Below are 24,171 nucleotides of genomic sequence, written 5' to 3' on the forward strand. Positions count from 1 at the left end.
ACCCCGGCGTCTGGTCGGCGCGCGCTTGTCATGATCAAGGCGGCGGCGTGGCCGAAAGGGTAGCCCGGAAACCGCTCCGATCCCCTTCGGCCGCCGCGCTGTGGCAGGACCGTGACAGTGCGCCCGCGACCGGGCCGCCACCAGCCTGTGACCGGGCCACCGTCAACCCGCGACCGGGCCGCCACCAGCCTGCCTCCGGGCCGCCGCCCACATACGACCGGGCCACCGCCAACCCCCGACCAAGCCGCAGCCGACGGCCGCCGGCGGTCGCCTCAGGCGCCGGCCGGCCCCGTCGGCAGCCAGTCGGGCAGCGCCTCCGTACGGTCGGCCCACTCGGCGGGCGGCACCCCGGCAGCCGTCGCGGCCACCACTCCCCCGGCGATCGCGCACGTCGTGTCGACGTCCCCGCCCACCTGCGCGGTGGTCCAGAACGCCTGCTCGAAGTCGCCGAGGGAACGGGCGGCGGACCAGAGCGCGAACGGCACGGTGTCGTGGGCGCTCGTGCGCCGGCCGCTGCCGAGCACGGCGGCGACCGTCGCCGCGTCGCCGTAGTCGAGCATGTCCCGGGCGCGGCGCAGCCCGGCGCCCACCGCACTGCGCGGCACCAGCGCGACGACGCCGTCCAGCAGGTCCTCCGGCTTGGGCGGCCCCGCCGGATCGGCCGCGAGGGCGGCGGCGGCCGCGACCGCCATGCAGCCCACGACGGCCTCGCGGTGCTGGTGGGTGGTGTACGAGGAGATCTCGGCCTGGTGCGTCGCCTGCTCCGGATCGTCGGCGTACCAGGCGCCCAGCGGGGCGATGCGCATGGCGGCGCCGTTGCCCCAGGAGCCCTGCCCCTTGAACAGGCCCGCGGCCAGCTCCCGCCAGTCGCCGCCCTCCCGGATCAGGCGGAGCATGCGGTTGACCGCGGGCCCGTAGCCCCGGTCGAAGTCGTGGTGGTGGGCGAACGACAGGGCGAGCGCGTCCTGGTCGACGCGGCCGTGCTCGGCGAGGACGGCCAGCACGGAGCAGGCCATCTCCGTGTCGTCGGTCCACTGCCAGGGCTCGGGCGGCAGCTCGCGCCGCTTCAGCAGGGGATAGTTGGCGGGGACGAAGAACTGGGAGCCCAGGGCGTCTCCCACGGCCAGCCCGCGCAGGCTGGCCAGGGCGCGTTCGAAGCGCCGCTCGGAGGAGGAATCAGCGGTCATCGCCCTGCCACTCTATCCGGTGGTGCCGTACGTCTCAGGGGCTCGCCAGCGGTCGAACGGCCGGTCCAGGGCGTACCGCCCGTCCTCCCCGAGCACCAGCATCCGGGTCTCGCCGTTGCGCGGGTTGGTCAGCGACTCGAATTCGGCGACCGTCCAGTGGAACCAGCGCATGCAGAACAGCCGCATGGTCAGGCCGTGGGTGACGAGCAGGACGTTCGGCGGGTGGTCGGGCGCCTCGAAGCTGCGGTGGAGGCTCTCCAGGAACGCCCCGACCCGGTCGTACACGTCCGCCCCCGACTCGCCCTGCGCGAACCGGTAGAAGAAGTGCCCGTACGCGTCCCGGTACGCCTTCTGGAGCCGGACGTCGTTCCTGTCCTGCCAGTTCCCCCAGTCCTGCTCGCGCAGCCTGGGCTCCTCCCGGACCCTCACCTGTGCGGGGTCCAGCCGGAGCAGGTGGTACGTCTCATGGGTGCGGCGGTACGGCGAGATGTAGACGCTCACCGGCTCGTCCCCGAACAGGGCCCGCAGCCGTTCGCCCGTCTCCTCGGCCTGGCGCCGCCCCCGGTCGGTGAGCCTCAGGGCGTGATCGGGCTCGCGCTCGTACACGGTGTCGTCGGCGTTGCCCTCCGATTCGCCGTGCCGTACGAGAACGATGCGCCGTGGTCGTGCCATGCCCCGACCCTAGAGCGCCCCTTCCGGGGCGGCTCCACCGGCCCGGTACGGGCGGCCGCCATCCGGCGTACCCGCCGCCGAGCGCCCCTCCACGGCGGGGCTGCCGCCCGCCGCCCCGGAGGGCCCCTCAGACCGTCCAGGCCGCTTCGAGATCCACGACGTCGCCGGTCAGGGCCGCGACGTCCGCCTCGATCTGCGCGCGCAGCGCGAGCCGTTCCACCCGCTCCGTGCGGTACTTGCCGTGCTCGGCCGCCGACCGCCACATCGACAGGACCAGGAACTCGTTGCCCGGCGCCTCGCCGAACAGTCCGCGCAGCATCCCCGGCGAACCGGCCATGGCCGGGTTCCACACCTTCTCCTGCATCAGCGCGTAGTGCTCGACCCTCTCCTCGCGGATCCGGCTGTGCGCGACCCGGACGACGTCGGCGTCCGTGAAGCGGGGCTCGAACCCCGTCTTCACGTCGAACCGGTGGTCGAACAGCTTGACCTGCGCGTCCTTGAACGTGCCGGACTGCGCGGCGGCCAGCCGGTCGTGCGAGCGCGCCATGAAGGAGTCGTAGAAGGGCCGGCTCTCCCAGAAGGAGAAGACATGGGCGACACCGGGCCGGCTCCGGCTCCAGCCGCCCCCCTGCCCACGGAAACCCGGCTCACCCAGCAGCCCCGCCCACTTCCGCTGTCCCCGCTCGAACCCACGACGGTCCACCACGGTGCAGCGAATCCACTTGACCAGCACCGCGCCATCGTACGGCGCCGGGCGGCCCCCCGGTCCCGGTCTCGCGCACCGCACCCCGCCAGCGGCCGGCTGGCACGAACACCCGCCCCCGGTTCGAACGCCCCGGCACAATGATCGGATGACCGCGCTGCACACCAACCCGCTCTTCGCACGCCTCGAATCCGCCGAACGCGTCCTCGTGGCGGGTGCCGGCGGCGGCTTCGACATCTACGCGGGGCTCCCGCTCGCCCTGTCGCTGCGCCACCAGGGCAAGGAGGTCCACCTCGCCAACCTGGCCTTCAGCGCGGTGGAGGGCCTGCCCCTGGACTCCTGGCTGGCGCCCGACGTCGCCGTCGTCACCCCCGGATCGGCGCCGCACCAGACGTACTTCCCCGAGCGCACCCTCGCCCAGTGGCTGGCGCTGCACGGCCTCCCCAGCACCGTCCACGCCTTCGCCCGCGTAGGGGTCCAGCCGCTGCGCGCGGCGTACCGGGCGCTGATCGAGCACCACGCCATCGACGCGGTCGTCCTGGTCGACGGCGGTACCGACATCCTCATGCGGGGCGACGAGGCCGGGCTCGGCACCCCGGAGGAGGACCTGACCAGCGTCGCCGCGCTCGCCGGGCTGGACGTGCCGGTGCGGCTCGTCGCCTCGATCGGCTTCGGGGTCGACGCGTACCACGGCGTCAGCCACGGCCTGGTCCTGGAGAACATCGCCGCCCTGGAGAGGGACGGCGCCTATCTGGGTGCCTTCTCGGTGCCGCGCGCGACCCGTGAGGGTGCTCTTTTCCTCGACGCGGTCGCCCACGCCCGGGACAACACCCCCGACTTCCCGAGCATCGTCAACGGTTCGATAGCGGCGGCGGTCCAGGGATCCTTCGGCGACGTCCGGTTCACGTCCCGCACCCGGGGCAGCGAGCTGTTCATCAACCCGCTCATGGGGATCTACTTCGCCTTCGAACTGGAGGGCCTGGCCCGCCGGTGCCTGTACCTGGACCGCATCGAGGACACCCATCTGATCCGTCAGGTGAGCAGCCGGGTGGAAGCCTTCCGGGACGAGCTGCCACGGCAGCGCCCCGCACGCCGGATCCCGCACTGAGCGCGCGTGACACCATGGCAAGCAGCCGTCTGCCACGGGCAGTTGGCCGAGCAGGTACCAGAGAGGGGATTCCGTTGAGCAGTGCCAACAAGGGGGTCGGCAAGGTCGAGGTGACACTCAAGTGGGACCCGAGCCCCTCGGGCGCCCCCGACCGTGACCTCGACATCATCGCCGCGGTCTACCGCGCCGAGGAGCCGCATGGCGCGCCCGCGTACGTGGTGCACTTCGGCAGCCGCTCCCCGGACGGGACCATCACCCTCCAGCGGGAGAGCCGTACCGGGCAGGGCTTCGGTTTCGACGAGGCGATGACGCTGGAGCTGAACCGCCTGTCACCGGCGTACGGGCGCGTGATGGTGGGGGTGGCCATACAGCAGGGCGGCGGGCGGACGACGTTCGGTGACATCGCGGGTGCCCTGGTCCTCGTCAAGGAGGGCTACCGGGAGCTGGACCGTTACGACTTCGCCGACCTCGGGGACGCCACCGCCGTGACGGTCGTCGAGTTCCTCCGCGAGGGTACGGGGGGATGGGGTTGGCGCCGCGCCGTCCGGGGCTTCGACGCCGACCCGCAGTCCTTCACCGGGCTGATGGGCGCCGAGACGGCCTGACTCCGGCGCGGACACGCGGAACGGGAGGACCCTGCTCGGGCCCTCCCGTTCCTCACGTGTGCGGCCGGCGCCGGCTGTCAGCGGTCAGCCGTCCACGGTCGTCAGCTGCAGCCGCTCGTGGAGCCGCAGCCCTCGCAGATGTAGCAGGACCCGGCCCGCTGCATCTTCGTACCGCACGAGAAGCAGAGCGGCGCGTCCGCGCTGATGCCCAGCTGCATCTCGACCAGCTCCGCCGAGGTGTGCGCCTGCTTGGGGGCGGACGCCTCCGTCCCGGTCTTCGCCGGCGCGGCGGCCGCGACCGCCTTCGGGGCCTCCTGCTGGCGCGGGGCGGACTGGGCCAGGCCCTCGACGTCCACCTCCTCGTCGGACGGCTCGTACGAACCGGTCTCCAGGTGGCGCTGGCGCTCCTCGGCCGAGTGGATGCCGAGCGCCGAGCGGGTCTCGAAGGGCAGGAAGTCCAGCGCCAGGCGGCGGAAGATGTAGTCGACGATCGACTGCGCCATCCGCACGTCCGGGTCGTCCGTCATGCCGGCCGGCTCGAAGCGCATGTTGGTGAACTTCGAGACGTACGTCTCCAGCGGCACGCCGTACTGGAGACCGACCGAGACGGCGATGGAGAAGGCGTCCATCATGCCGGCGAGCGTCGAACCCTGCTTCGACATCTTCAGGAAGACCTCACCGAGACCGTCGTCCGGGTAGGAGTTGGCGGTCATGTAGCCCTCGGCGCCACCCACCGTGAACGAGGTGGTGATCCCGGGGCGGCCCTTGGGGAGGCGCTTGCGGACGGGGCGGTACTCGACGACCTTCTCGACCGCGGCGCGGATCGTCTCCTCGGCCTTCTCGGTGACCTCGGCCTTCTCCTGCTCCTTCTTCTTGGCGGAGAGGGGCTGGCCGACCTTGCAGTTGTCGCGGTAGATGGCGAGCGCCTTGACGCCCATCTTCCACGCCTCGAAGTAGACCTCCTCGACGTCCTCGACGGTGGCCGTCTCGGGGAGGTTGACCGTCTTGGAGAGCGCGCCGGAGATCCAGGGCTGGATGGCGGCCATCATGCGGACGTGGCCCATCGCGGAGATGGAACGCTCGCCCATGGCGCAGTCGAAGACCTCGTAGTGCTCCTGCTTGAGGCCGGGCGCGTCGATCACATTGCCGTGCTCGGCGATGTGGGCGACGATCGCCTCGATCTGCTCCTCCTGGTAGCCGAGGCGGCGCAGCGCCTGCGGCACGGTGCCGTTGACGATCTGCATCGAGCCGCCGCCGACCAGCTTCTTGAACTTGACCAGCGCGAGGTCGGGCTCCAGGCCGGTGGTGTCGCAGGACATCGCCAGACCGATGGTGCCGGTCGGGGCGATGACGGACGCCTGGGCGTTGCGGAAGCCGTTCTTCTCGCCGAGGCGGATCACGTCCTGCCAGGCCTCCGTGGCGGCGGCCCAGATCGGGGTGTCCAGGTCGTCCATGCGGACGGCCTTGGCGTTGGCGTCGGCGTGCTGCCGCATGACCCGCTTGTGCGGCTCGGCGTTGAGGGCGTAGCCGTCGTACGGGCCGACGACCGCGGCCAGCTCGGCGGAGCGCTTGTACGAGGTGCCGGTCATCAGCGAGGTGATGGAGCCGGCGAGGGCGCGGCCGCCGTCGGAGTCGTACGCGTGGCCCGTCGCCATGAGGAGGGCGCCGAGGTTGGCGTAGCCGATGCCCAGCTGACGGAAGGCGCGGGTGTTCTCGCCGATCTTCTGCGTCGGGAAGTCCGCGAAGCAGATGGAGATGTCCATCGCGGTGATGACCAGCTCGACGACCTTGGCGAAGCGCACCGAGTCGAACGACTGGTTGCCCTTGCCGTCGTCCTTGAGGAACTTCATCAGGTTCAGCGAGGCCAGGTTGCACGAGGTGTTGTCCAGGTGCATGTACTCGCTGCACGGGTTCGAGCCGTTGATGCGGCCGGACTCCGGGCACGTGTGCCAGTGGTTGATGGTGTCGTCGTACTGGATGCCCGGGTCGGCGCAGGCCCAGGCGGCCTCGGCCATCTTGCGGAAGAGGGCCTTGGCCTCGACCTCCTCGATGACCTCACCGGTCATACGGGCGCGCAGGCCGAACTTGCCGCCGGACTCCACGGCCTTCATGAACTCGTCGTTCACGCGGACGGAGTTGTTGGCGTTCTGGTACTGGACGGACGTGATGTCGTCGCCGCCCAGGTCCATGTCGAAGCCCGCGTCGCGCAGGGCGCGGATCTTCTCCTCCTCCTTGACCTTGGTCTCGATGAAGTCCTCGATGTCGGGGTGGTCGACGTCGAGGATGACCATCTTGGCGGCGCGGCGGGTGGCGCCACCGGACTTGATCGTTCCGGCGGAGGCGTCGGCGCCGCGCATGAAGGAGACCGGGCCGGAGGCGTTGCCGCCGGAGGAGAGCAGCTCCTTGGAGGAGCGGATGCGGGAGAGGTTCAGGCCGGCGCCGGAACCGCCCTTGAAGATCATGCCCTCTTCCTTGTACCAGTCGAGGATCGACTCCATGGAGTCGTCGACGGACAGGATGAAGCAGGCGGAGACCTGCTGGGGCTGCGGCGTGCCGACGTTGAACCACACCGGCGAGTTGAAGCTGAAGATCTGGTGCAGGAGGGCGTAGGCCAGTTCGTGCTCGAAGATCTCGGCGTCGGCGGGCGAGGCGAAGTAGTTGTAGTCCTCACCGGCCTTGCGGTAGGTCTTCACGATCCGGTCGATCAGCTGCTTCAGACCGGTCTCGCGCTGCGGGGTGCCGACGGCCCCGCGGAAGTACTTGCTGGTGACGATGTTGACCGCGTTCACCGACCAGAAGTCGGGGAACTCGACGCCACGCTGCTCGAAATTGACCGAGCCGTCGCGCCAGTTGGTCATGACGACGTCACGACGCTCCCACACGACCTCGTCGTACGGATGCACGCCGGGGGTGGTGTGGATGCGCTCGATACGCAGACCCTTGTTCACCTTGGTCCCCTTGGTACGGGACCCTCGTGCCGGGCCGCTCGCCGTCTCTGTCATGCCGCCTCCCATATACGGGCAAAAACACCCTGAAGTGCCCAGATCTTCCCAAGGCACGTTTTCTGTCTGTTGTCCCGGGCACCACGCACAGCACCCGTGACACGTCATGTGCCGCTCAGCGGCTGACCGCCGGCCCCTCGCCGGACCGGGCGGTCAGTCGGCGGCGGTCGCGGGGACCGGGACCCCGGGGGCCGCGCCGGTCCCGCAGTCGTCCGCGGGGGGCCGCCGCTCGCGGAGTTCCGCGATGGCGGCCTCGAAGTCCTCGAGTGAGTCGAACGCCCGGTACACGGACGCGAAGCGCAGGTACGCGACGAGGTCGAGCTCCTGCAGCGGTCCGAGTATGGCGAGTCCGACGTCATGGGTCGTGAGTTCCGCGCTGCCGGTGGCGCGCACCGCCTCCTCGACCCGCTGGCCGAGTTTGGCGAGGGCGTCCTCGGTGACCGGCCGCCCCTGGCACGCCTTGCGCACTCCGGAGATGACCTTGGTGCGGCTGAAGGGCTCGGTGACCCCGCTGCGCTTGATCACCATGAGTGACGCCGTCTCCACCGTGGTGAAACGGCGGGAGCAGTCGGGGCACTGGCGGCGGCGGCGGATGGCCGTTCCGTCGTCGGTGGTGCGACTGTCGACGACGCGGCTGTCGGGGTGCCTGCAGAAGGGGCAGTGCATCTCCCAACCCTCCTTCACAGCACGACTGAATAGCCTCGTCAGGACCGGTGAGGGCCCCTCGAAGCAGCCACCAGCATAGGCGATGACCACGCCCCCGAAGGACAGGGGGACCACAACTTGTGGGTGGCCGGGCCAATCCAACCACTAGATCTGGGGTCGAGCCGCCTTTTGGCCCCACAGCGCGTGTCGCGCGTCGCGGCACCGGGGATCGCCCCAGAGCCTACGGGAAGGAGGCGGCGCGGCGGAGTGCGGGGGCCCGCGCCGGCCCTCCGGGGCGCTTCACGGCGCCGCCCCGGACGGGCACCCGAGGGGAGCCCCGCGGCGGCGCACGGACCACAACACGGCGCCTACCCGCGCTCCGGCGCGCGACACCCGCGCGGGGCGGATCGCGGGGACCCTCCGTCATCATCGGCGGGGCCGCGGACCGCCCGGCGAGATCCTCGGACCACCTGCCGCGTACGCACAGGCGGGGCACGGTCCTACGGACCGACGGCGCCGGCGGTACGGCGAGGGGACGGCGGTGCGGGGGTGCCGGTGAAGGGGCGCGGCCGTGGGGCTACCGTGGGAGCACGGCCGCGGCGGCCGGAATCAGTCGGTCGACGGTCGCACATACACCTAGTCACACGCACACGTAAGCCAATCTACGATATTTCACTCGAACGTGTGTTTGGCGCAACCTTTCGAAAGCAACTACCGTTGTCCAGCTAGGGAGACCATTCGAGAGGGGCCGACGTGACCACCACCGCAGACAGTGCCACCATCACTGCCCAGGACCGCTCCCAGAGCCGACTCGAGCCGGTGCATGCCATGAACGAAGCGACCACGCACGCGGAGGGGCCCAAGCCCACACGATCGCTGCCCGGGCGACCTCCAGGCATCCGGGCCGACAGCTCCGGGCTCACGGACCGGCAGCGGAGGGTCATCGAGGTCATCCGGGACTCGGTGCAGCGGCGCGGTTACCCGCCGTCGATGCGGGAGATCGGCCAGGCGGTGGGACTGTCGAGCACCTCCTCGGTCGCCCACCAGCTGATGGCACTGGAGCGGAAGGGATTCCTGCGCCGGGACCCCCACCGCCCCCGGGCCTACGAGGTCCGCGGCTCCGACCAGCCGAGCAGCCAGCCGACCGACACCACCGGCAAGCCCGCCGCGTCGTACGTCCCGCTCGTCGGCCGTATCGCCGCCGGTGGCCCCATCCTGGCCGAGGAGTCGGTGGAGGACGTGTTCCCCCTCCCCCGCCAGCTCGTCGGCGACGGAGAGCTGTTCGTCCTGAAGGTCGTCGGCGACTCGATGATCGAGGCGGCCATCTGTGACGGCGACTGGGTGACCGTGCGCCGCCAGCCGGTCGCGGAGAACGGCGACATCGTGGCGGCGATGCTGGACGGCGAGGCCACGGTCAAGCGCTTCAAGCGGGAGGACGGGCACGTCTGGCTGCTCCCGCACAACGCGGCCTACCAGCCGATCCCCGGCGACGAGGCGACGATCCTCGGCAAGGTGGTGGCGGTACTGCGGCGCGTGTGACAGCGCGCGCCGGCTCCGACCGGACCCCGGGACCCACTGCGCCGGTCCCGGGGTCCTACTCATGCACCGACCGGTCCCAGCCCCGGTTCCGGTCCCGGTTCCGGTCCCGGGGAGTGCCGACGGACCGGCCCGGCGGCGGACCGCCCGGCCGCTCACGACCCCGTGCCGCCTAGACGTCGGCGGCCCGCGTCTCGTCCGCCCGCTCGTCGCCGGACTTCGCGTCGCCGGACTTCGCGGTGGCGGCCTTCGCGGTGGCGGCCTTCGCCGCGGCGTCGATCGCGGCCAGGGAGCGACGCACCTGGTTGCGGTCCGTGGTGTACCAGAAGTCGGGCAGTGAGGCGCGCAGATAGCTGCCGTACCGGGCGGTGGCGAGCCGGGGGTCCAGGACGGCCACCACTCCGCGGTCGCCCGTGGCCCGGACCAGCCGGCCCGCGCCCTGCGCCATCAGCAGCGCCGCGTGCGTCGCGGCGACGGCCATGAAGCCGTTCCCGCCCGCCTCCTCCACGGCCTTCTGGCGCGCGCTCATCAGCGGGTCGTCGGGCCGGGGGAACGGGATGCGGTCCATCACCACCAGCTGGCAGTTCGGCCCGGGGACGTCGACGCCCTGCCACAGCGAGAGCGTGCCGAACAGACAGGTGTCCGGGTCACTCGCGAAGTTCTTGATCAGTTCACCGAGGGTGTCCTCGCCCTGGAGCAGGATGGGCTTGTCGAGCCTGCCCCGCAGTTCCTCGGCGGCTGCCTGGGCTGCCCGCATGGACGAGAAGAGGCCGAGCGTGCGGCCACCGGCCGCCTCGACCAGCTCGGCCAGCTCATCCATCATGTCGCCGCGGCTGCCCTCCCTGCCCGGGGCGGTCAGGTGCCGCGCCACGTACAGGATGCCCTGCTTCGGGTAGTCGAAGGGCGAACCGACGTCGAGGCCCTTCCACACCGGCACGTCCTCGTCCTCCGTGCCGACCGTGCCCTCCGGCGGCAGGCCCAGCGAGGCACCGACGCCGTTGAAGTCGCCGCCGAGCTTCAGCGTGGCGGAGGTCAGGACGACGGACCGCTCCGCGAAGAGCTTCTCGCGCAGCAGACCGGAGACGGACAGCGGCGCCACCCGCAGGGACGCCCCGAACCGGTCGTGCCGCTCGTACCAGACGACGTCGTACTCCGAGCCCTGCGTGATGCGCTCGGCCACGGCGTGCACGTTCTCCACGGAGGCCATGGCCTGCTTGCGGACCGCGTCCTCGTCCTGGACCGACCTGTCCCGGGTGGAACCGAGGGCGGAGATCACCGTCCGTGCCGCGTCGCGGAGCGCCATCAGCGCGTACCCGAGGTCCTCGGGGATCTCCTCCAGCCGGCCCGGCAGGGCCAGCTCCATCAGCCGCTCGAACCCCTCGGCGGCCGTCTGGAGCTGGTCCGCGACCTTCTCGTCGACCAGCTTCGCCGCACGCCGCACGGCGCGGTTGACCTGGCCGGGGGTGAGCTCGCCGGTGGCCACGCCGGTCACCCGGGAGACCAGCTCGTGGGCCTCGTCGACGATCAGGACCTCGTGCTGCGGGAGCACCGGGGCGCCCTCGATCGCGTCGATCGCGAGCAGGGCGTGATTGGTGACCACCACGTCGGCGAGCTTGGCGCGCTCCCGCGCCGCCTCGGCGAAGCACTCCGCTCCGTACGCGCACTTCGACGCGCCCAGGCACTCCCGGGAGGTGACGGACACCTGCGCCCACGCCCGGTCGGAGACACCGGGGGTCAGGTCGTCCCGGTCCCCGGTCTCGGTGTCGTCGGACCAGTCGCGCAGACGCAGCAGGTCCTGGCCGAGCTTGCTGGTCGGCGCGGCCGCCTCGAAGGGGTCGAAGAGGCCGTCCTCCTCCTCCTGCGGGACGCCCTCGTGGAGCCGGTGCAGGCACAGGTAGTTCGACCGCCCCTTGAGCATGGCGAACTCCGGGCGCCGCCGCAGCTGCGGATGGAGCGCGTCCACCGTGCGCGGCAGGTCGCGCTCGACCAGCTGCCGCTGGAGGGCCAGCGTCGCGGTGGCGACCACGACCCGCTCCCCGTGCGCCAGCGCGGGCACCAGGTAGCCCAGCGACTTGCCGGTGCCGGTGCCGGCCTGGACCAGGAGGTGGGAGCCGTCGTCGATGGCCTGCGCCACGGCCTCGGCCATGGTGACCTGGCCTGGCCGTTCCACGCCGCCGACGGCGGTGACGGCGGTGTGGAGGAGCTCGGGGAGGTATGGCTTCGTCATAGCCCGTCCACCCTACGGCGCGGCACTGACAACCGGCTCACGCGAGCGGATTGGGGACGGTGCCGTGGACGGCGGCGTGCGGCCGCTGCGCCCGGTCGCGGTAACCGTCCAGATGCAGGCGGTTGCGGTTCAGACAGAGCCGCTCGATGCGCGGGGTCAGCAGGTCGAACAGCTCGTAGCGGTCCTTGAGGTCCGGGAACCGGGCCTGGTGGCGGAGGACCTCTGCCCGTACGAGTGACCAGAAGTCGCGCTCCGGCACGCCCAGTTGCTCCTCGCACAGGGGCGCCAGGTAGCGGAAGACGCCGATGAAGAGCCCGGAGTGGATGAACTGGGTGAGGAAACCGGGCTCCTCGGTGAGCAGCACGGCACGCACGTCGTCCGGCATCGTGCCGTGCTCGGGCACCGGGTGGGCGCTGACGTTGATGTCGTCGACGAAGTCCTTGATCGCCAGGCGTACGGGCACGTCGTGGTCGTCGAAGACGACGATGGTGTTCTCGCCGTGCGGGGAGAACACCGTGCCGTACCGGTAGAGGAAGTGCAGCAAGGGGGGCAGCAGGGCGGCGAACAGGTGCCGGAGCCAGACCTCGGGGCGGAGTCCCGAGCGGGCCACCAGTTCGGCGGTGAAGGAGCGGCCCGCCGCGTCGGTGTGCAGGAGGGAGGCGAGGGTCCGGGCGCGCTCGCCGGCCGGCAGGCTCAGCGGTTCGCGCCAGATCGCGCCGAGCAGCTCCTTGTACTGGTACGGGGCCTCGGGGAGGCGGTCGTACAGGGGGTGCTCGACCGTGACGGAGGCGACCTCGCCCAGCAGGATCACCCGGCACTCGTCGCGCAGGAAGGGGTCGGCGTCGCGCAGGGCGTGGACCCAGGAGGTCACGGCGGGGGCGGCGAGGGTGCGTTCGGTGGGCAGGCCGCGCCAGACCAGGGTGTTCAGCACGGACAGCGGCAGCTTGACGCTGAACCGGTCCGGCCGGCTGACGTTGAGGAACGTACGGATGGACTGCTGCGGCAGCCGGAGGTCGCCGTCGGCGGGGAGCGGCACGATCGCGCCCTCGGCGATCGCCGGCGCGTACAGCGGGAGCAGTACCTCGTCCCACTGCCAGGGGTGCACGGGCAGGTACAGGTACCGCTCCGGGTCGTGGCCCCGGGCGCGGAGTTCGGCGGCGAACGCGTCGCGCAGGGCGGGGGCCAGCTCCCGTTCGTAGAGGCGCGCGGGGGTGTCGAGCGCGGGGACGCCCCGGTAGGCGGCGAGCGCCGTGCTGACCGCGATCCACGGCAGGGGGGCCGCGCGGCGCGCCTCGGGCGCCCACCGGGCGGCGTCGGCGGCGGAGAAACCGATGCGGCCCTTGTTGAACACGATCCACGGGTGGCCGGTCTGGTGGCCCTCCAGTTCGGCGTAGCCGAGGTCGGCGAGCCGGGCGGCCGGGAGTGCCGTGTGGTGCAGCCGGGCGTCGGCGGCGAGCGTGATGGTCAGCTCGCGCAGGAGGTGCCCGAGCGTGGCTCCGTCGAGGCGGAGGAGGTGGCGGGCGCGTACGAGGAAGTCCAGCGGGTCGGTGAAGGGCCGGCCGTCACGGGTGATCGAGCGGGGGTCGACCCGCCAGCTGCCGTAGGCGGTCCGGCGCGCGGCGAAGGCGAGGACGGACCCGTCGTCGAGCCGGAGCGTGTACGGGTCGGTCGGCGGACGTCCCTCCCTCCCCGCCCGGTCGGCGTCCGGCACGCCCCCGTCGCCGTCCGCCCCTGCCGGGCCGCCGCCCTCCTCGGCCCGCTCGGCGGTCGGCGCGGCCCGGTCGGCGTCCGGCGCGGTCCGGTCGGTGTCCGGGGCTGCGGGGAGCCGGGCCGGATCGATGATCTCCTCGTACGCGAACTCACCGAGCATCTTCGCGAGCAGCAGGCGCGAGGCCCGGGCCCAGGTCCGCGGGTTGAGCTCGGGCGGACCGGCGGAGGTCGGCGGGGCGGGCGGCTCCGCGGAGTCGGGGGTGACAGGCGGTTTCGGCACGGGGACTCCTCCGGGTGGAACCGATGTGGATCGAGCGGTCTATGTGGAGCAGCGCGCTGGTCACAGCAGGTGTCGCAGGGTGCGGTCGCGGATCATCAGGGCGGCTCGCTTGTCGGGGAGGTCGAGTTCGGCGGAGAACCGGAAGCCGGCGCTCAGGAAGGCGGAGACGGAGGGGGTGTTGCGGAGGTCCGGCTCGGCGACGACCCGCGCGCAGTGCGGGCGGTGGTCCAGCACGAGGTCCGAGACCGCCCGGAGCAGGGTGCTGCCGACGCCCCGGCCGCGGTCGGTGACTCCCCCGATGAGCAGGTGGACACCGGTGTCGTGCGGGCGGGCCGGGTAGTACCGGGCCAGCGGGTCGAGGTCGGCGCGGTAGATCTCGAAGTAGCTCATGGGCGTGGTGTCCAGGACGCCGAGGCAGGGCACGCTGCGCCCGTCGCCGTCGAGTTGGGCGCGCAGGTGGGCCTCGGTGACCGAGGCCGGGCCGGCCAGCTCCCAGAAGGCGGCGACCGCCGGGTCGTTCATCCACCGGCTGATGAGGTCCCGGTCGCGGGCGAGGTGCACCGGGACGAGCCGGAAGGGCCCCAGGGGTGTGGTGGCGGGGGCCCAGCCGGCGACGGTGTCGAGGAGGTCGTCGCCGGCGTCGTCGGCCGGCCGCCGGCGCCCGGGGCCCGGGTCGTCGGGGCGCAGCAGGGTCAGCAGTTCGTCGGGCAGCCGGAGGTCCAGGGTGTCCTCCGTGCCGGTCCCGGCCGGCGCGGGGGCGCTGGGTCCGGTGTCGGCACTCGCGTCGGTGGGAGGCACGGGCGCTGTCCTCTCGGCGGTCGGGGCGGGGCGGGTGGTGTCAGCGGCGGAGGGGGTTGGGGACGGTGACGTACACGGACTGGGTGTCGACGGGGCCGACCAGCTCGTCCAGGCCGTGCAGCCGGGTCAGGAGGTTGGCCTTGCAGCGCAGGGTCGGGCTCTCCAGCAGGCGGGCCGGCAGGGGGGAGCCGAGGCCGGTGCTGCTGGTGAGGAACTGCCGGAAGGCGGCGAGGAGGAGCTGCTCGTCGGCGAGGCGCTGGGAGCCGAAGGCGCCGATCAGGCCGAGGATGTTGTTGATGCCGAGGTAGTAGGCGAACCGCTCGTCGGTGACGTCGTCGGGGACGAAGGTGTCGCTGCGGGTGCCGATGCCGGGGAGCCGGTGCTCCAGGGCGGTCCGGTGCGATTCGCGGAAGTAGTAGCCCTGGTTGTCGCGGTAGCGGCCGCCGCGGGGCCAGCCGTCGGGGTCGAGGATCACCAGGGTGTTCTGCTGGTGCGCCTCCAGGGCGATGCCGGCGGTGCCGTCGAGCCACAGCACGGGGCGGACGACTTGGTCGAGGTAGCGCAGGAACCACTCGGCGGCGACGGCGCCGGTGGGGCGGCCGGTGCGGGCGGCGAGCCGGGACACGATGACGGCGAGGCGCGACCGCATCCGGGCGCTGCCGGGCCAGGGGCGCGGGGTGGTGAGGCCGGCGACACAGGCGGCGTCGTCCCCGAGGCCGAAGGGGTTGTGGCGGAGGACGACGTCGAGTCCGGGGACGGGTTCGCCGGACGGGGTGTCGACGGCCAGCCACGCCGGGTCGCGCACGATGTCGAAGCCCGGGTGGGCGGCCTGCCACTGTTCGGCGAGGCCGGTGCGCAGGAGCCGGTGCACCTCGACCCCGCGGTGGAGTTCCTTGCGGAGGTTCTCGCGGCGGGAGTTGGTGATGCGTACGCCGAGGGAGAGCTTCAGCATGGCCGGGGCGCCGGGCCGGTGGACGGTCCGGACGGAGGAGGTGGGGTGCCACGGGGCGCCGTGCGGGCCGAGGTCGTGGAGGAGGCCGGCGGAGAGCAGTTCGGCGACGGCGGGCCGGTGGAGCAGGTCGCGGGCCTGCCAGGGGTGCAGCGGCAGTGCGGCGGTGCCGTCGGGGAGGGCGAGGCCCTCGGCGAGGCGGGCGGTGAGGTGGTCGGCGGTCCGCGGGCGGCCCTGTTCGGTCCAGGCGGAGTCCGTGGCGAGCACGGACCGGTCGACGGCCATCCAGTGCAGCGGGAAGGAGCCGCTGGTCTCGGGCGAGTAGAGGCGGGCCTCGGAGTCGGTGAGCCCTTCGCGGCTCTTGGGCGTGGGATGGAGGGGGTGGCCGAGCAGCAGGGACTGCTCGGTGGCCAGGAAGAGGTCGGCGTCCGCGGCGGGGCCGGGGTGGTGGCGCCGGTGGGTGAGGAAGACGGCGGTGCGGCGGGCGGAGTCGGCGACCCGGCCCACCAGGTCGGCGCCCTCGCGGTGGTCGCCGGCGGGGCCCGACTCGCGGCCGATGAGGGCGGCGGTGGTCACGGCGTCGACGGGCGGGGCGGTCGGCGGGGCGCCTTCGAGGGTGGGCGGCCCGAAGCGGTGCCAGCCGGTGGGCGACCAGTAGTGGACGGGGACGAGGAGCGCGGTGCCGCTGGCGGGGAGGGGGACGCGCAGGGTCCGGCCGCCGGGCCGGGTCAGGCCCTTCTCCCGCACCCAGCAGCGCAGCAGGTTCTCGACGGTCGCCGCGTCCGCCGCGTGGTGGGCGTCCGGGTGGTCGAGGGGGTCGGGGCCGTCGGCGTGGGCGCCGTGCCCGTCCGTCGCGCCCTTGGCCGGGGCATGGCCGCCGGGCAGGTCTTCGTACCCGCCCGCGTGCTGGCGCGGCACTGTCGTCGACTCGCCGGGGCGGTGGCCGGCGGGGGCGGTGGGAGGGCCGTCGGCGCCGGGTGCCGCGGGTACGGGGGTGGGGTTCACGGGCGGGGACTTTCTGGTGAGGAGGTTCGGGTTCAGCGGGACGGCCCGGGGTCGCTCGGGCGGGGCGTGGTGTTCTCCGCGGCGCCCAGGGCGTCGGCGAAGCGGTCGAGGACGGCCCCGGCCTGCTCGTCGGTGAGCGTGAGCGGGGGCAGGAGGCGTACGACGGCGTTGTGCCGGCCGCCGAGTTCGACGATGAGCCCGCGTCCGAGGCACTCGCGCTGGACGGCCGCGGCGAGGGCGGGGTCCGGCGGCGGGACGTCGGCCGTGGTGTCCGGGTCGACCAGCTCGACGCCGATCATGAGTCCCCGGCCCCGTACGTCCCCGATGCGGGGGTGGGCGGCGGCGAGGCCCTGGAGCTGCCCCAGCATGCGTGCGCCGAGGGTCGCCGCGCGCTCGGCGAGGCGGTTCTCGCGTACGAAGGCGAGGGTGGCCGCGCCGGCCGCCATGGCCAGCTGGTTGCCGCGGAACGTGCCGGCGTGGGCGCCCGGTTGCCAGACGTCCAGGCCGGACCGGTAGACGATGACGGCGAGCGGCAGGGAGCCGCCGATGGCCTTGGACATGACCATCACGTCGGGGACGACGCCGCTGTGGTCGACCGCCCAGAAGGCGCCGGTGCGGCCGACTCCGGTCTGCACCTCGTCGGCGATGAGCGGGATGGAGCGGTCGGCGGTGACGCGGCGCATCCGGCGCAGCCAGTCGTCGGGCGCGGGGATCACCCCGCCCTCGCCCTGGACGGGTTCCAGGATCATTCCGGCCGGGGCGGGGACGCCGGACTTGGGGTCGTCGAGGAGGGTCTCGGTCCAGCGGGCGGCGATCCCGGCGCCGCGTTCGCCGCCGACGCCGAAGGGGCAGCGGTAGTCGTGCGGGTAGGGCAGGCGGGTGACCCGTACGTCGGTGGCGCCGCCGGAGGCGGCGAGGGCGCCGGCCGTCATGCCGTGGTACGCGCCGGTGAAGGCGAGCAGTCCCTGCCGGCCGGTGGCGTTGCGCACCAGCTTGAGGGCGGCCTCGACCGCGTCCGTGCCCGCCGGGCCGCAGAACTGGATCCGCGCGTCGTCGGCGAGGCCGCGCGGCAGCGTGGCGAACAGCTCGGTGATGAAGGCGTCCTTGACCGGGGTGGCGAGATCGAGGACGTGCAGTGGGGCGCCGGAGTCGAGGACCTTCTTGATGGCCTCCAGGACCACGGGGTGGTTGTGGCCGAGGGCCAGGGTCCCGGCTCCGGAGAGGCAGTCGAGGTAGCGTCGCCCGTCGGCGCCCTCGATGGTCAGGCCCCTGGCCCGCACGGGCACGATGGGCAGGGCGCGCGCGTAGGTGCGGGCGGCCGATTCGCGCAGCGACTGGCGCCGCAGGATCCCCTCCTGTGCGCTCGTCGGTGCCACCGGGGCTGAGTCGGTCACGGCCACGGCTTCGGATCCTCCCGGTAACGGTTGCGCTGCCCACCGGTCTACGACTCGTCCCGCTTCCGGGCGGAATGAGCACCGGCCTGGTGTCCCTCGTACGTACCAACGACGAGATGTGTTTCCGATCACGGTGTTCGTGAAGATCCTTACGGCCGGGGAACCGCGGCCCTGCCGCTCGCCGTCCCCAACGGCACCGGCATAGTGGGGGGCCGCACTCCGGTGCCGGAGCCGGCCGAAGTCCGGCCGGGCGCAGCCGGGTCCGCACGTGCCGGGAGGCACGCGGAAGTGCTCCGTCACGAAACACGACGTCACGAAGTCCCAGGGGGATCACGACATGCGACCCATTCGTCCGCTGCTCGCCGCAGCCTCCGTCGCCGCGGCACTGGCCCTGACGGCCACCGCGTGCGGCCCGAGCGAGGAGAACGCGGGCGGTGAGCCGACCGCCTCCGCCGACCGGACGTCCGACGGCAAGATCACGATCCCGGACGACCTCAAGGACCGGCTCAAGGAGCACGGGATCGACTTGGACAAGTGGCGGAACGGCGAGTGGAAGAACTGGGACAAGGACAAGTGGCTGCGGGAGGCCAAGGACTACGTCAACCCGATCATCGAGGACCTGTGGGACCCGGACCGCATGCGTGACGCGGAGCAGCCGGAGAGGCCCGTCGAGGACGGGGACATCTCCGGTGACGAGGGCGTCACGGATCCGACGCCCGAGCCGGTCGAGGCGGCGGCCGTGAAGGCGCCGTACCACGACGGCGTCCCGGAGGCCGGGAAGGTCCTCTTCGACGGGCCCCAGGGCTCGATGGTGTGCTCCGCGACCGTGGTGAAGGACCCGGCGAACCCGGGCAGGTCCAACCTCGTCTGGACCGCGGGCCACTGCGTGCACGCCGGCAAGGAGGGCGGCTGGTACCGCAACATCGCCTTCGTCCCCTCGTACAACGACAGCGGGAGGACCGGGGCCGACCTGGAGAACGCGACCCGCGAGGAGATGGCGCCCTACGGCGTGTGGTGGGGCGACTGGGCGCAGACGTCCGAGCAGTGGATCTCCCAGGGGGCGGCGACCGGCGGCCAGGGCGCCCCGTACGACTACGCGGTCATCCACGTGACCCCGGAGAAGGGCGGCAACGGCAAGTCGCTGGAGGAGACGGTCGGTTCGGCGCTCCCGGTGGAGTTCGCCGCGCCGGCCGCGCCGGAGATCGCCGAGATGGAGGCGACCGGCTACCCGGCGGCTCCGCCGTTCGACGGCCAGCTGATGTACCAGTGCGCGGACAAGCCGGGCCGGCTGTCCCTCGACGCGGCGCAGCCCACGATGTACCGCATCGGCTGCACCATGACGGGCGGCTCCTCCGGCGGCGGCTGGGTCGCGCGGGGCAAGGACGGCAAGCCCGCGCTGGTGTCCAACACCTCCATCGGCCCGGTGACGGCGGGCTGGCTGGCCGGTCCGCGGCTGGGCGACGAGGCGAAGGGCATCTACGAAGAGGTCAGCAAGAAGTTCGCGGGCCGGTAGGCCCGCGGTCCGGGCGTCGCGGCGGGGGCCGCGGCGCCCGGTCGGACGCGGCGCCTGGCGGACCGGGGGCCGGTGGGCCGGGGGCCGGTGGACCCGGCCCCGTGAGCTCCTGGCGCCGGGGCCCGGCGCCTCGCCCGGTGGAGACTCCGTGCAGGTCATCGCCGGTGGCGACGGCCGCGCGCGGGCCCGGCATAAAGTAGGGGCGCGATCTCGGACGGGCGGTCCCGGAAGACCGCCCGTTTGCATGTCAGGTTCATGGCATTTCCGTACGGCACATGCGTTATCAGGGGGAATCGTCACCATGCGATCCATACGTCCGCTGCTGGCCGCTGCCGGCCTCGCCGCGGCTCTCACGCTGACGGCCACCGGCTGCGGCCCCACCGGGGACGAGGCGGCCGGCAAGCCCGCCGCGTCCAGCCCCGCCGGCACCGGAGGCGGTGGCGCGGAGCTGCCCGCCGACCTCGCCGACAAGCTCAGGGAGCACGGCGTCGACCCGGAGAAGTGGAAGAACGGCGAGTGGCGGAACTGGGACCGCGACACCTGGCTGCGTGAGGCCAAGGACTTCGTCAACCCGGTGATCGAGGGGCTGTGGAAGCCGGAGCGGATGCGGTCCGCCACGTCCCCGGCGAAGACGATGGCCGCCGGGACCGCCACGGGCGACCAGGGCGCCACCGACCCCGAGCCGAGGCCGGTCGAGGCCGTGGCGGAGGAGAAGCCGTACCACCGGAACGCCGCACCGGTCGGCAAGGTCTTCTTCGACGCCCCCGGCGGCTCGATGGTCTGCTCCGCGACCGTCGTCAAGGACCCGAAGAACCCCGGCAGGTCCAACCTCGTCTGGACCGCGGGCCACTGCGTGCACGCCGGCAAGGAGGGCGGCTGGTACCGCAACATCGCCTTCGTCCCCGCGTACAACGACCTGGGCCGGTCCCCCGACGCGCTGGAGAAGGCCCCGCCGCAGGAGGTCGCGCCCTACGGCGTGTACTGGGCGGACTGGGTCTCGACCTCCGGCGAGTGGATCTCGCAGGGCGGTCCGACCGGCGGCGGGGGCGCCCCGTACGACTACGCCGTGATGCACGTGAAGCCGGAGAACGGCACCAAGTCCCTGGAGGAGACGGTCGGTGTCGCGCTCGACGTCGACTTCGGTGCCCCGCAGGCGGCGGGCATCCCCGCGATGGGCGCCTGGGGCTATCCGGCGGCCCCGCCGTACGACGGTGCGCTGATGCACAAGTGCGTCGACCGCCCCGGCCGGCTCACCCTCACGCCCGGTACCCCGACCATGTGGCGGATCGGCTGCACCATGACCGGCGGGTCCTCCGGCGGTGGCTGGTTCATCGAGAAGCCGGGCGGGAAGCTGGCGCTGGTGTCCAACACGTCCATCGGCCCGGTGACCGCCGGCTGGCTGGCCGGCCCGCGCCTCGACCGGGGCGCGGAGCAGATCTACACGATGATGAGCGACAAGTTCGCTGGGCGGTGACCGTCCGGCACACGTGAAGGCCCGCCCCCTCGCGAGGGGGCGGGCCTTCGCCGTTCGGCCGGCCGCCGGTGGCGCGCCGCCGGGACGCACGCCGGTGCGCCGCCGGGGGCGTCAGGACGTCAGGACGTCAGTGCGCCGCCGGGACGTACGGAGCCAGGAACGCGGCCAGTTCCTCGTGGACGCGTGCCTTGAGCAGCGTGCCCTCCGGCGTGTGCTCCTCGGAGAGCACCTCGCCCTCGGCGTGCGCCCGCGACACCAGCGCGCCCTGCGTGTACGGCAGGAGCGCCTCGATCTCGACCTGCGGTCGCGGCAGCTCGGCGTCGATCAGTGCGAGCAGTTCCTGCATGCCCATGCCGGTCCGGGCCGACACCGCGATCGAGTGCCGCTCGATGCGCAGCAGCCGCTGCAGGACGAGCGGGTCGGCGGCGTCCGCCTTGTTGATCACGACGATCTCGGGCACGTCGACCGCGCCGACGTCGCGGATCACCTCGCGCACGGCGGCCAGCTGCTCCTCCGGCGCCGGGTGCGAGCCGTCCACCACGTGCAGGATCAGGTCGGAGTCGCCGACCTCCTCCATGGTGGAGCGGAACGCCTCGACGAGGTGGTGCGGCAGGTGCCGTACGAACCCGACGGTGTCCGCCAGGGTGTACAGGCGGCCACTGGGCGTCTCGGCCCGGCGCACGGTCGGGTCCAGGGTGGCGAACAGCGCGTTCTCCACCAGCACGCCCGCGCCGGTCAGCCGGTTGAGCAGGGACGACTTGCCGGCGTTGGTGTAGCCGGCGATGGCGACCGACGGCACCTTGTTGCGGCGCCGCTCCTGGCGCTTGATGTCACGGCCCGTCTTCATCTCCGCGATCTCACGGCGCATCTTCGCCATCTTCTCGCGGATCCGTCGCCGGTCCGTCTCGATCTTGGTCTCACCGGGACCACGGGTGGCCATGCCGCCACCGCCGCCGCCGCCCATCTGCCGGGACAGCGACTGACCCCAGCCGCGCAGCCGCGGCAGCATGTACTGCATCTGCGCGAGCGCGACCTGCGCCTTTCCCTCTCGGGACTTGGCGTGCTGGGCGAAGATGTCGAGGATCAGGGCGGTCCGGTCGACCACCTTGACCTTGACGACGTCCTCGAGGTGGATCAGCTGGCCGGGGCTGAGCTCACCGTCGCAGACGACGGTGTCGGCCCCGGTCTCCAGCACGATGTCCCGCAGCTCGGTCGCCTTGCCCGAGCCGATGTAGGTGGCCGGGTCCGGCTTGTCGCGGCGCTGGATCACTCCGTCGAGCACCAGCGCGCCCGCCGTCTCGGCGAGCGCGGCCAGCTCCGCGAGGGAGTTCTCCGCGTCCTGCACCGTCCCCGAGGTCCACACGCCGACGAGCACCACGCGCTCCAGCCGCAGCTGCCGGTACTCGACCTCGGTGACGTCCTCGAGCTCCGTGGAGAGACCCGCGACACGGCGCAGGGCCGCGCGCTCGGAGCGGTCGAACTGGTCGCCGTCCCGCTCTCCGTCGATCTCGTGGCTCCAGGCGACGTCCTCTTCCATCAGGGCATCGGCCCGAAGGCTCTCGGTGCGGTTGGTGTCCGCGAAGCTCTGCGCGTCCTGGGAAGGGGATGAAGAGGAGGTCATTGGATCCTTACGTCGTGGGATGACTCGCCCGGCCCACGCCGGGACGAGCTGCTCGTCAGTCACAACGCGTGACTCCCCCGGATCATTCCCGGGGCGGGTCCCCGTCATTCCGGGGTCCCGGCCGCGCCGCCGACCACCTGATGGTCGCACGGCACGACCGGGGCCGTCACCCGGGTTTCCTCCCGGGTCTCAGCGCTTGGCGGAGGGCGCCGGCGCCTTGGTGGAACCCTTGGCCGGCGCCTTGCTGCGCCAGTCGGGGTGCCCCGGCATCCTCGGCGTGTGCTCGCCGTACAGCCACCCCTGCATGAACGCGGTCAGGTCGCGGCCGGCCTCCTCCGAGGCGAGCCGCACGAAGTCGTCCGTGCTCGCCGTGCCGTGCGCGTACCGGTCGACCCAGCGCCGCTCCAGCCGCTCGAAGGCCGGCTTCCCGATCTCCTGCCGCAGTGCGTACAGGACCAGGGCGCTGCCGTCGTAGACGACCGGGCGGAACAGGCTGATCTTCTGGCCCGCCGCGGGCGGGCGGGGCGCGGCCGGCGGTCCGCCCGCCGCGCGCCAGCGGTCGGAGTCGAGGTACGCCTGGCGCATGCGCCGCTCCAGCGGCTGCTTCGCCGTCTCCTCCGCGTACAGCGCCTCGTACCAGGTCGCGTGCCCTTCGTTGAGCCACAGGTCGGCCCAGCGGCGCGGTGAGACGCTGTTGCCGAACCAGTGGTGCGCCAGCTCGTGCACCATGATCGACTCGACGAACCACTTCGGCAGGCCGCCGCGGGTGAACAGGGAGCGCTCGAAGAGGGAGAGCGTCTGCGTCTCCAGCTCGAAGCCGGTGTCCGCGTCGGCGACGAGCACCCCGTACGTCTCGAAGGGGTAGCGCCCGACCTTGCGCTCCATCCACTCCAGGTGGTCGGGCGTCCGCTTCAGCCAGGGTTCCAGCCGGTCGGCGTCGGCGAACGGCACGACGTCGCGCACGGGCAGGCCGTGCGGTCCGGTGCGGCGGACCACGGTGGAGCGGCCGATGGACACCTGGGCCAGCTCGGTGGCCATGGGGTGGGAGCCGCGGTACAGCCAGGTGCGGTCGCCGCCGGCGAGGGCGCGGGCGACGAGCCGGCCGTTGGCGACCACCGTCAGGTCCTCGGGCGCGGTGACCCGGAAGGTGAAGTACGCCTTGTCGGCGGGGTGGTCGTTGCCGGGGAAGACGCGGTGGGCGGCGTCGGCCTGGTTGGCCATCGCCAGGCCGTCGCCGGTGCGGACCCAGCCCCCGGTGTTCCTCGGCCCGGCCGGGTCGCTGGTGTGCGTCACGGAGACGCGGAACCGCTCGCCCGGCCCGACCGCCCGGGCCGGCTCGACGACGAGGTCCTCGCCGCTGAGCGCGAACTCGGCGGGCCGGCCGTCGACCTCGACCCCGTGGACGGTGCCGTGGGTGAAGTCCAGGTTGACGCGGTCCAGCCGGTCGGTCGCCCGTGCGTCGATCCTGGTGACGGCGTCCAGCGGCTTGCTGTTGTCGCCCCGGTAGGTGAGGGCGATGTCGTACGCGAGGACGTCGTAGCCGGGGTTGCCGAGCTGCGGGAAGAGCGGGTCGCCGATGCCCAGCGGCTGGGGCGCGGGCAGCGCGGCGCCGATCAGACCGGCCGACGCCGCAGCCACCAGGGCCACCCGGAGGCGCCGGGAGGTGCGGGCTGTGCGTGGTGCACGCGATGTGAGGGACATGAGGCAACCGCTACCAGCGCGCCGGTCCAGGACCGCGACGG

General features: G+C 72.7%; 17 protein-coding genes. 5 read left to right on the plus strand and 12 right to left on the minus strand.

Annotated features, from left to right (window positions below; translation table 11 throughout):
• Window positions 1–272 precede the first annotated feature (272 nt).
• The 3 genes from A4V12_RS24260 to A4V12_RS24270 form a co-directional block, all read right to left on the minus strand.
• A complete protein-coding gene (locus A4V12_RS24260; protein ID WP_064071516.1) occupies window positions 273–1,187 on the minus strand; it encodes an ADP-ribosylglycohydrolase family protein in 915 nt (304 codons plus the stop codon).
• A 12-nt stretch (window positions 1,188–1,199) separates the two neighbouring features.
• Complete coding sequence (locus A4V12_RS24265; RefSeq protein ID WP_064071517.1) at window positions 1,200–1,859, minus strand: histidine phosphatase family protein; 660 nt, start codon at window positions 1,857–1,859, stop codon at window positions 1,200–1,202.
• Window positions 1,860–1,986: 127 nt separating this feature from the next.
• A complete protein-coding gene (locus A4V12_RS24270; RefSeq protein ID WP_064071518.1) occupies window positions 1,987–2,592 on the minus strand; it encodes a YdbC family protein in 606 nt (201 codons plus the stop codon).
• A 118-nt stretch (window positions 2,593–2,710) separates the two neighbouring features.
• Here A4V12_RS24270 and A4V12_RS24275 point away from each other — a divergent pair, with 118 nt between their 5' ends.
• Together A4V12_RS24275 and A4V12_RS24280 are read left to right on the plus strand one after the other, a co-directional pair.
• A complete protein-coding gene (locus tag A4V12_RS24275; protein ID WP_064071519.1) occupies window positions 2,711–3,670 on the plus strand; it encodes a DUF1152 domain-containing protein in 960 nt (319 codons plus the stop codon).
• A gap of 74 nt (window positions 3,671–3,744) precedes the next feature.
• Window positions 3,745–4,275: a TerD family protein gene (locus A4V12_RS24280; protein WP_064071520.1), complete on the plus strand. Its 531-nt coding sequence runs from the start codon at window positions 3,745–3,747 to the stop codon at window positions 4,273–4,275.
• A gap of 101 nt (window positions 4,276–4,376) precedes the next feature.
• Here A4V12_RS24280 and A4V12_RS24285 read toward each other — a convergent pair whose 3' ends face one another.
• The gene (locus A4V12_RS24285; protein WP_064071521.1) at window positions 4,377–7,277 is read right to left on the minus strand and encodes a vitamin B12-dependent ribonucleotide reductase; all 2,901 of its coding nucleotides are present in this window, start codon (window positions 7,275–7,277) and stop codon (window positions 4,377–4,379) included.
• Window positions 7,278–7,430: 153 nt separating this feature from the next.
• Complete coding sequence (gene nrdR, locus A4V12_RS24290; protein WP_064071522.1) at window positions 7,431–7,943, minus strand: transcriptional regulator NrdR; 513 nt, start codon at window positions 7,941–7,943, stop codon at window positions 7,431–7,433.
• A gap of 732 nt (window positions 7,944–8,675) precedes the next feature.
• Here nrdR and lexA point away from each other — a divergent pair.
• The gene (gene lexA / locus A4V12_RS24295) at window positions 8,676–9,461 is read left to right on the plus strand and encodes a transcriptional repressor LexA (RefSeq protein ID WP_064071523.1); all 786 of its coding nucleotides are present in this window, start codon (window positions 8,676–8,678) and stop codon (window positions 9,459–9,461) included.
• A 169-nt stretch (window positions 9,462–9,630) separates the two neighbouring features.
• On the opposite strand, the gene A4V12_RS24300 is transcribed toward lexA, so the two are convergent.
• The 5 genes from A4V12_RS24300 to A4V12_RS24320 are packed head-to-tail and all read right to left on the minus strand — an operon-like array spanning window position 9,631 to window position 17,827.
• Window positions 9,631–11,685: an ATP-dependent DNA helicase gene (locus A4V12_RS24300; protein ID WP_234372323.1), complete on the minus strand. Its 2,055-nt coding sequence runs from the start codon at window positions 11,683–11,685 to the stop codon at window positions 9,631–9,633.
• Between the two features lie 37 nt (window positions 11,686–11,722).
• Entirely contained in the window at window positions 11,723–13,675 is a 1,953-nt protein-coding gene (locus A4V12_RS24305) for an IucA/IucC family protein (RefSeq protein WP_064071524.1), read from the minus strand.
• Between the two features lie 60 nt (window positions 13,676–13,735).
• Window positions 13,736–14,473, minus strand: a complete 738-nt coding sequence (locus A4V12_RS24310; protein WP_064071525.1) for a GNAT family N-acetyltransferase — start codon at window positions 14,471–14,473, stop codon at window positions 13,736–13,738.
• 40 nt (window positions 14,474–14,513) lie between these two features.
• The gene (locus A4V12_RS24315; protein WP_064071526.1) at window positions 14,514–16,427 is read right to left on the minus strand and encodes an IucA/IucC family protein; all 1,914 of its coding nucleotides are present in this window, start codon (window positions 16,425–16,427) and stop codon (window positions 14,514–14,516) included.
• A gap of 32 nt (window positions 16,428–16,459) precedes the next feature.
• Window positions 16,460–17,827: a diaminobutyrate--2-oxoglutarate transaminase family protein gene (locus A4V12_RS24320; protein WP_064071527.1), complete on the minus strand. Its 1,368-nt coding sequence runs from the start codon at window positions 17,825–17,827 to the stop codon at window positions 16,460–16,462.
• 331 nt (window positions 17,828–18,158) lie between these two features.
• Here A4V12_RS24320 and A4V12_RS24325 point away from each other — a divergent pair, with 331 nt between their 5' ends.
• Together A4V12_RS24325 and A4V12_RS24330 are read left to right on the plus strand one after the other, a co-directional pair.
• Window positions 18,159–19,334 (plus strand): trypsin-like serine peptidase, encoded by a 1,176-nt coding sequence (locus A4V12_RS24325; protein WP_064071528.1) that lies wholly within the window; start codon window positions 18,159–18,161, stop codon window positions 19,332–19,334.
• Window positions 19,335–19,635: 301 nt separating this feature from the next.
• Window positions 19,636–20,808, plus strand: a complete 1,173-nt coding sequence (locus A4V12_RS24330) for a trypsin-like serine peptidase (protein WP_064071529.1) — start codon at window positions 19,636–19,638, stop codon at window positions 20,806–20,808.
• Between the two features lie 127 nt (window positions 20,809–20,935).
• Here A4V12_RS24330 and hflX read toward each other — a convergent pair whose 3' ends face one another.
• Window positions 20,936–22,429, minus strand: a complete 1,494-nt coding sequence (gene hflX / locus A4V12_RS24335) for a GTPase HflX (RefSeq protein ID WP_064071530.1) — start codon at window positions 22,427–22,429, stop codon at window positions 20,936–20,938.
• Window positions 22,430–22,618: 189 nt separating this feature from the next.
• Complete coding sequence (locus tag A4V12_RS24340; RefSeq protein ID WP_064071531.1) at window positions 22,619–24,130, minus strand: M1 family metallopeptidase; 1,512 nt, start codon at window positions 24,128–24,130, stop codon at window positions 22,619–22,621.
• Window positions 24,131–24,171: the final 41 nt, after the last annotated feature.

Source organism: Streptomyces noursei (genome assembly GCF_001646665.1).
Taxonomy (GTDB): Bacteria; Actinomycetota; Actinomycetes; order Streptomycetales; family Streptomycetaceae; genus Streptomyces; species Streptomyces lavendulocolor.

Excerpts from the sequence above, each read along its gene's own strand:
- A4V12_RS24260 (WP_064071516.1), bottom strand. The coding sequence starts at position 1,187 with ATGACCGCTGATTCCTCCTCCGAGCGGCGCTTCGAACGCGCCCTGGCC.
- A4V12_RS24265 (WP_064071517.1), bottom strand. The coding sequence starts at position 1,859 with ATGGCACGACCACGGCGCATCGTTCTCGTACGGCACGGCGAATCGGAG.
- A4V12_RS24275 (WP_064071519.1), top strand. The coding sequence starts at position 2,711 with ATGACCGCGCTGCACACCAACCCGCTCTTCGCACGCCTCGAATCCGCC.
- A4V12_RS24285 (WP_064071521.1), bottom strand. The coding sequence starts at position 7,277 with ATGACAGAGACGGCGAGCGGCCCGGCACGAGGGTCCCGTACCAAGGGG.
- nrdR (WP_064071522.1), bottom strand. The coding sequence starts at position 7,943 with ATGCACTGCCCCTTCTGCAGGCACCCCGACAGCCGCGTCGTCGACAGT.
- A4V12_RS24300 (WP_234372323.1), bottom strand. The coding sequence starts at position 11,685 with ATGACGAAGCCATACCTCCCCGAGCTCCTCCACACCGCCGTCACCGCC.
- A4V12_RS24325 (WP_064071528.1), top strand. The coding sequence starts at position 18,159 with ATGCGACCCATTCGTCCGCTGCTCGCCGCAGCCTCCGTCGCCGCGGCA.
- A4V12_RS24330 (WP_064071529.1), top strand. The coding sequence starts at position 19,636 with ATGCGATCCATACGTCCGCTGCTGGCCGCTGCCGGCCTCGCCGCGGCT.
- hflX (WP_064071530.1), bottom strand. The coding sequence starts at position 22,429 with ATGACCTCCTCTTCATCCCCTTCCCAGGACGCGCAGAGCTTCGCGGAC.
- A4V12_RS24340 (WP_064071531.1), bottom strand. The coding sequence starts at position 24,130 with ATGTCCCTCACATCGCGTGCACCACGCACAGCCCGCACCTCCCGGCGC.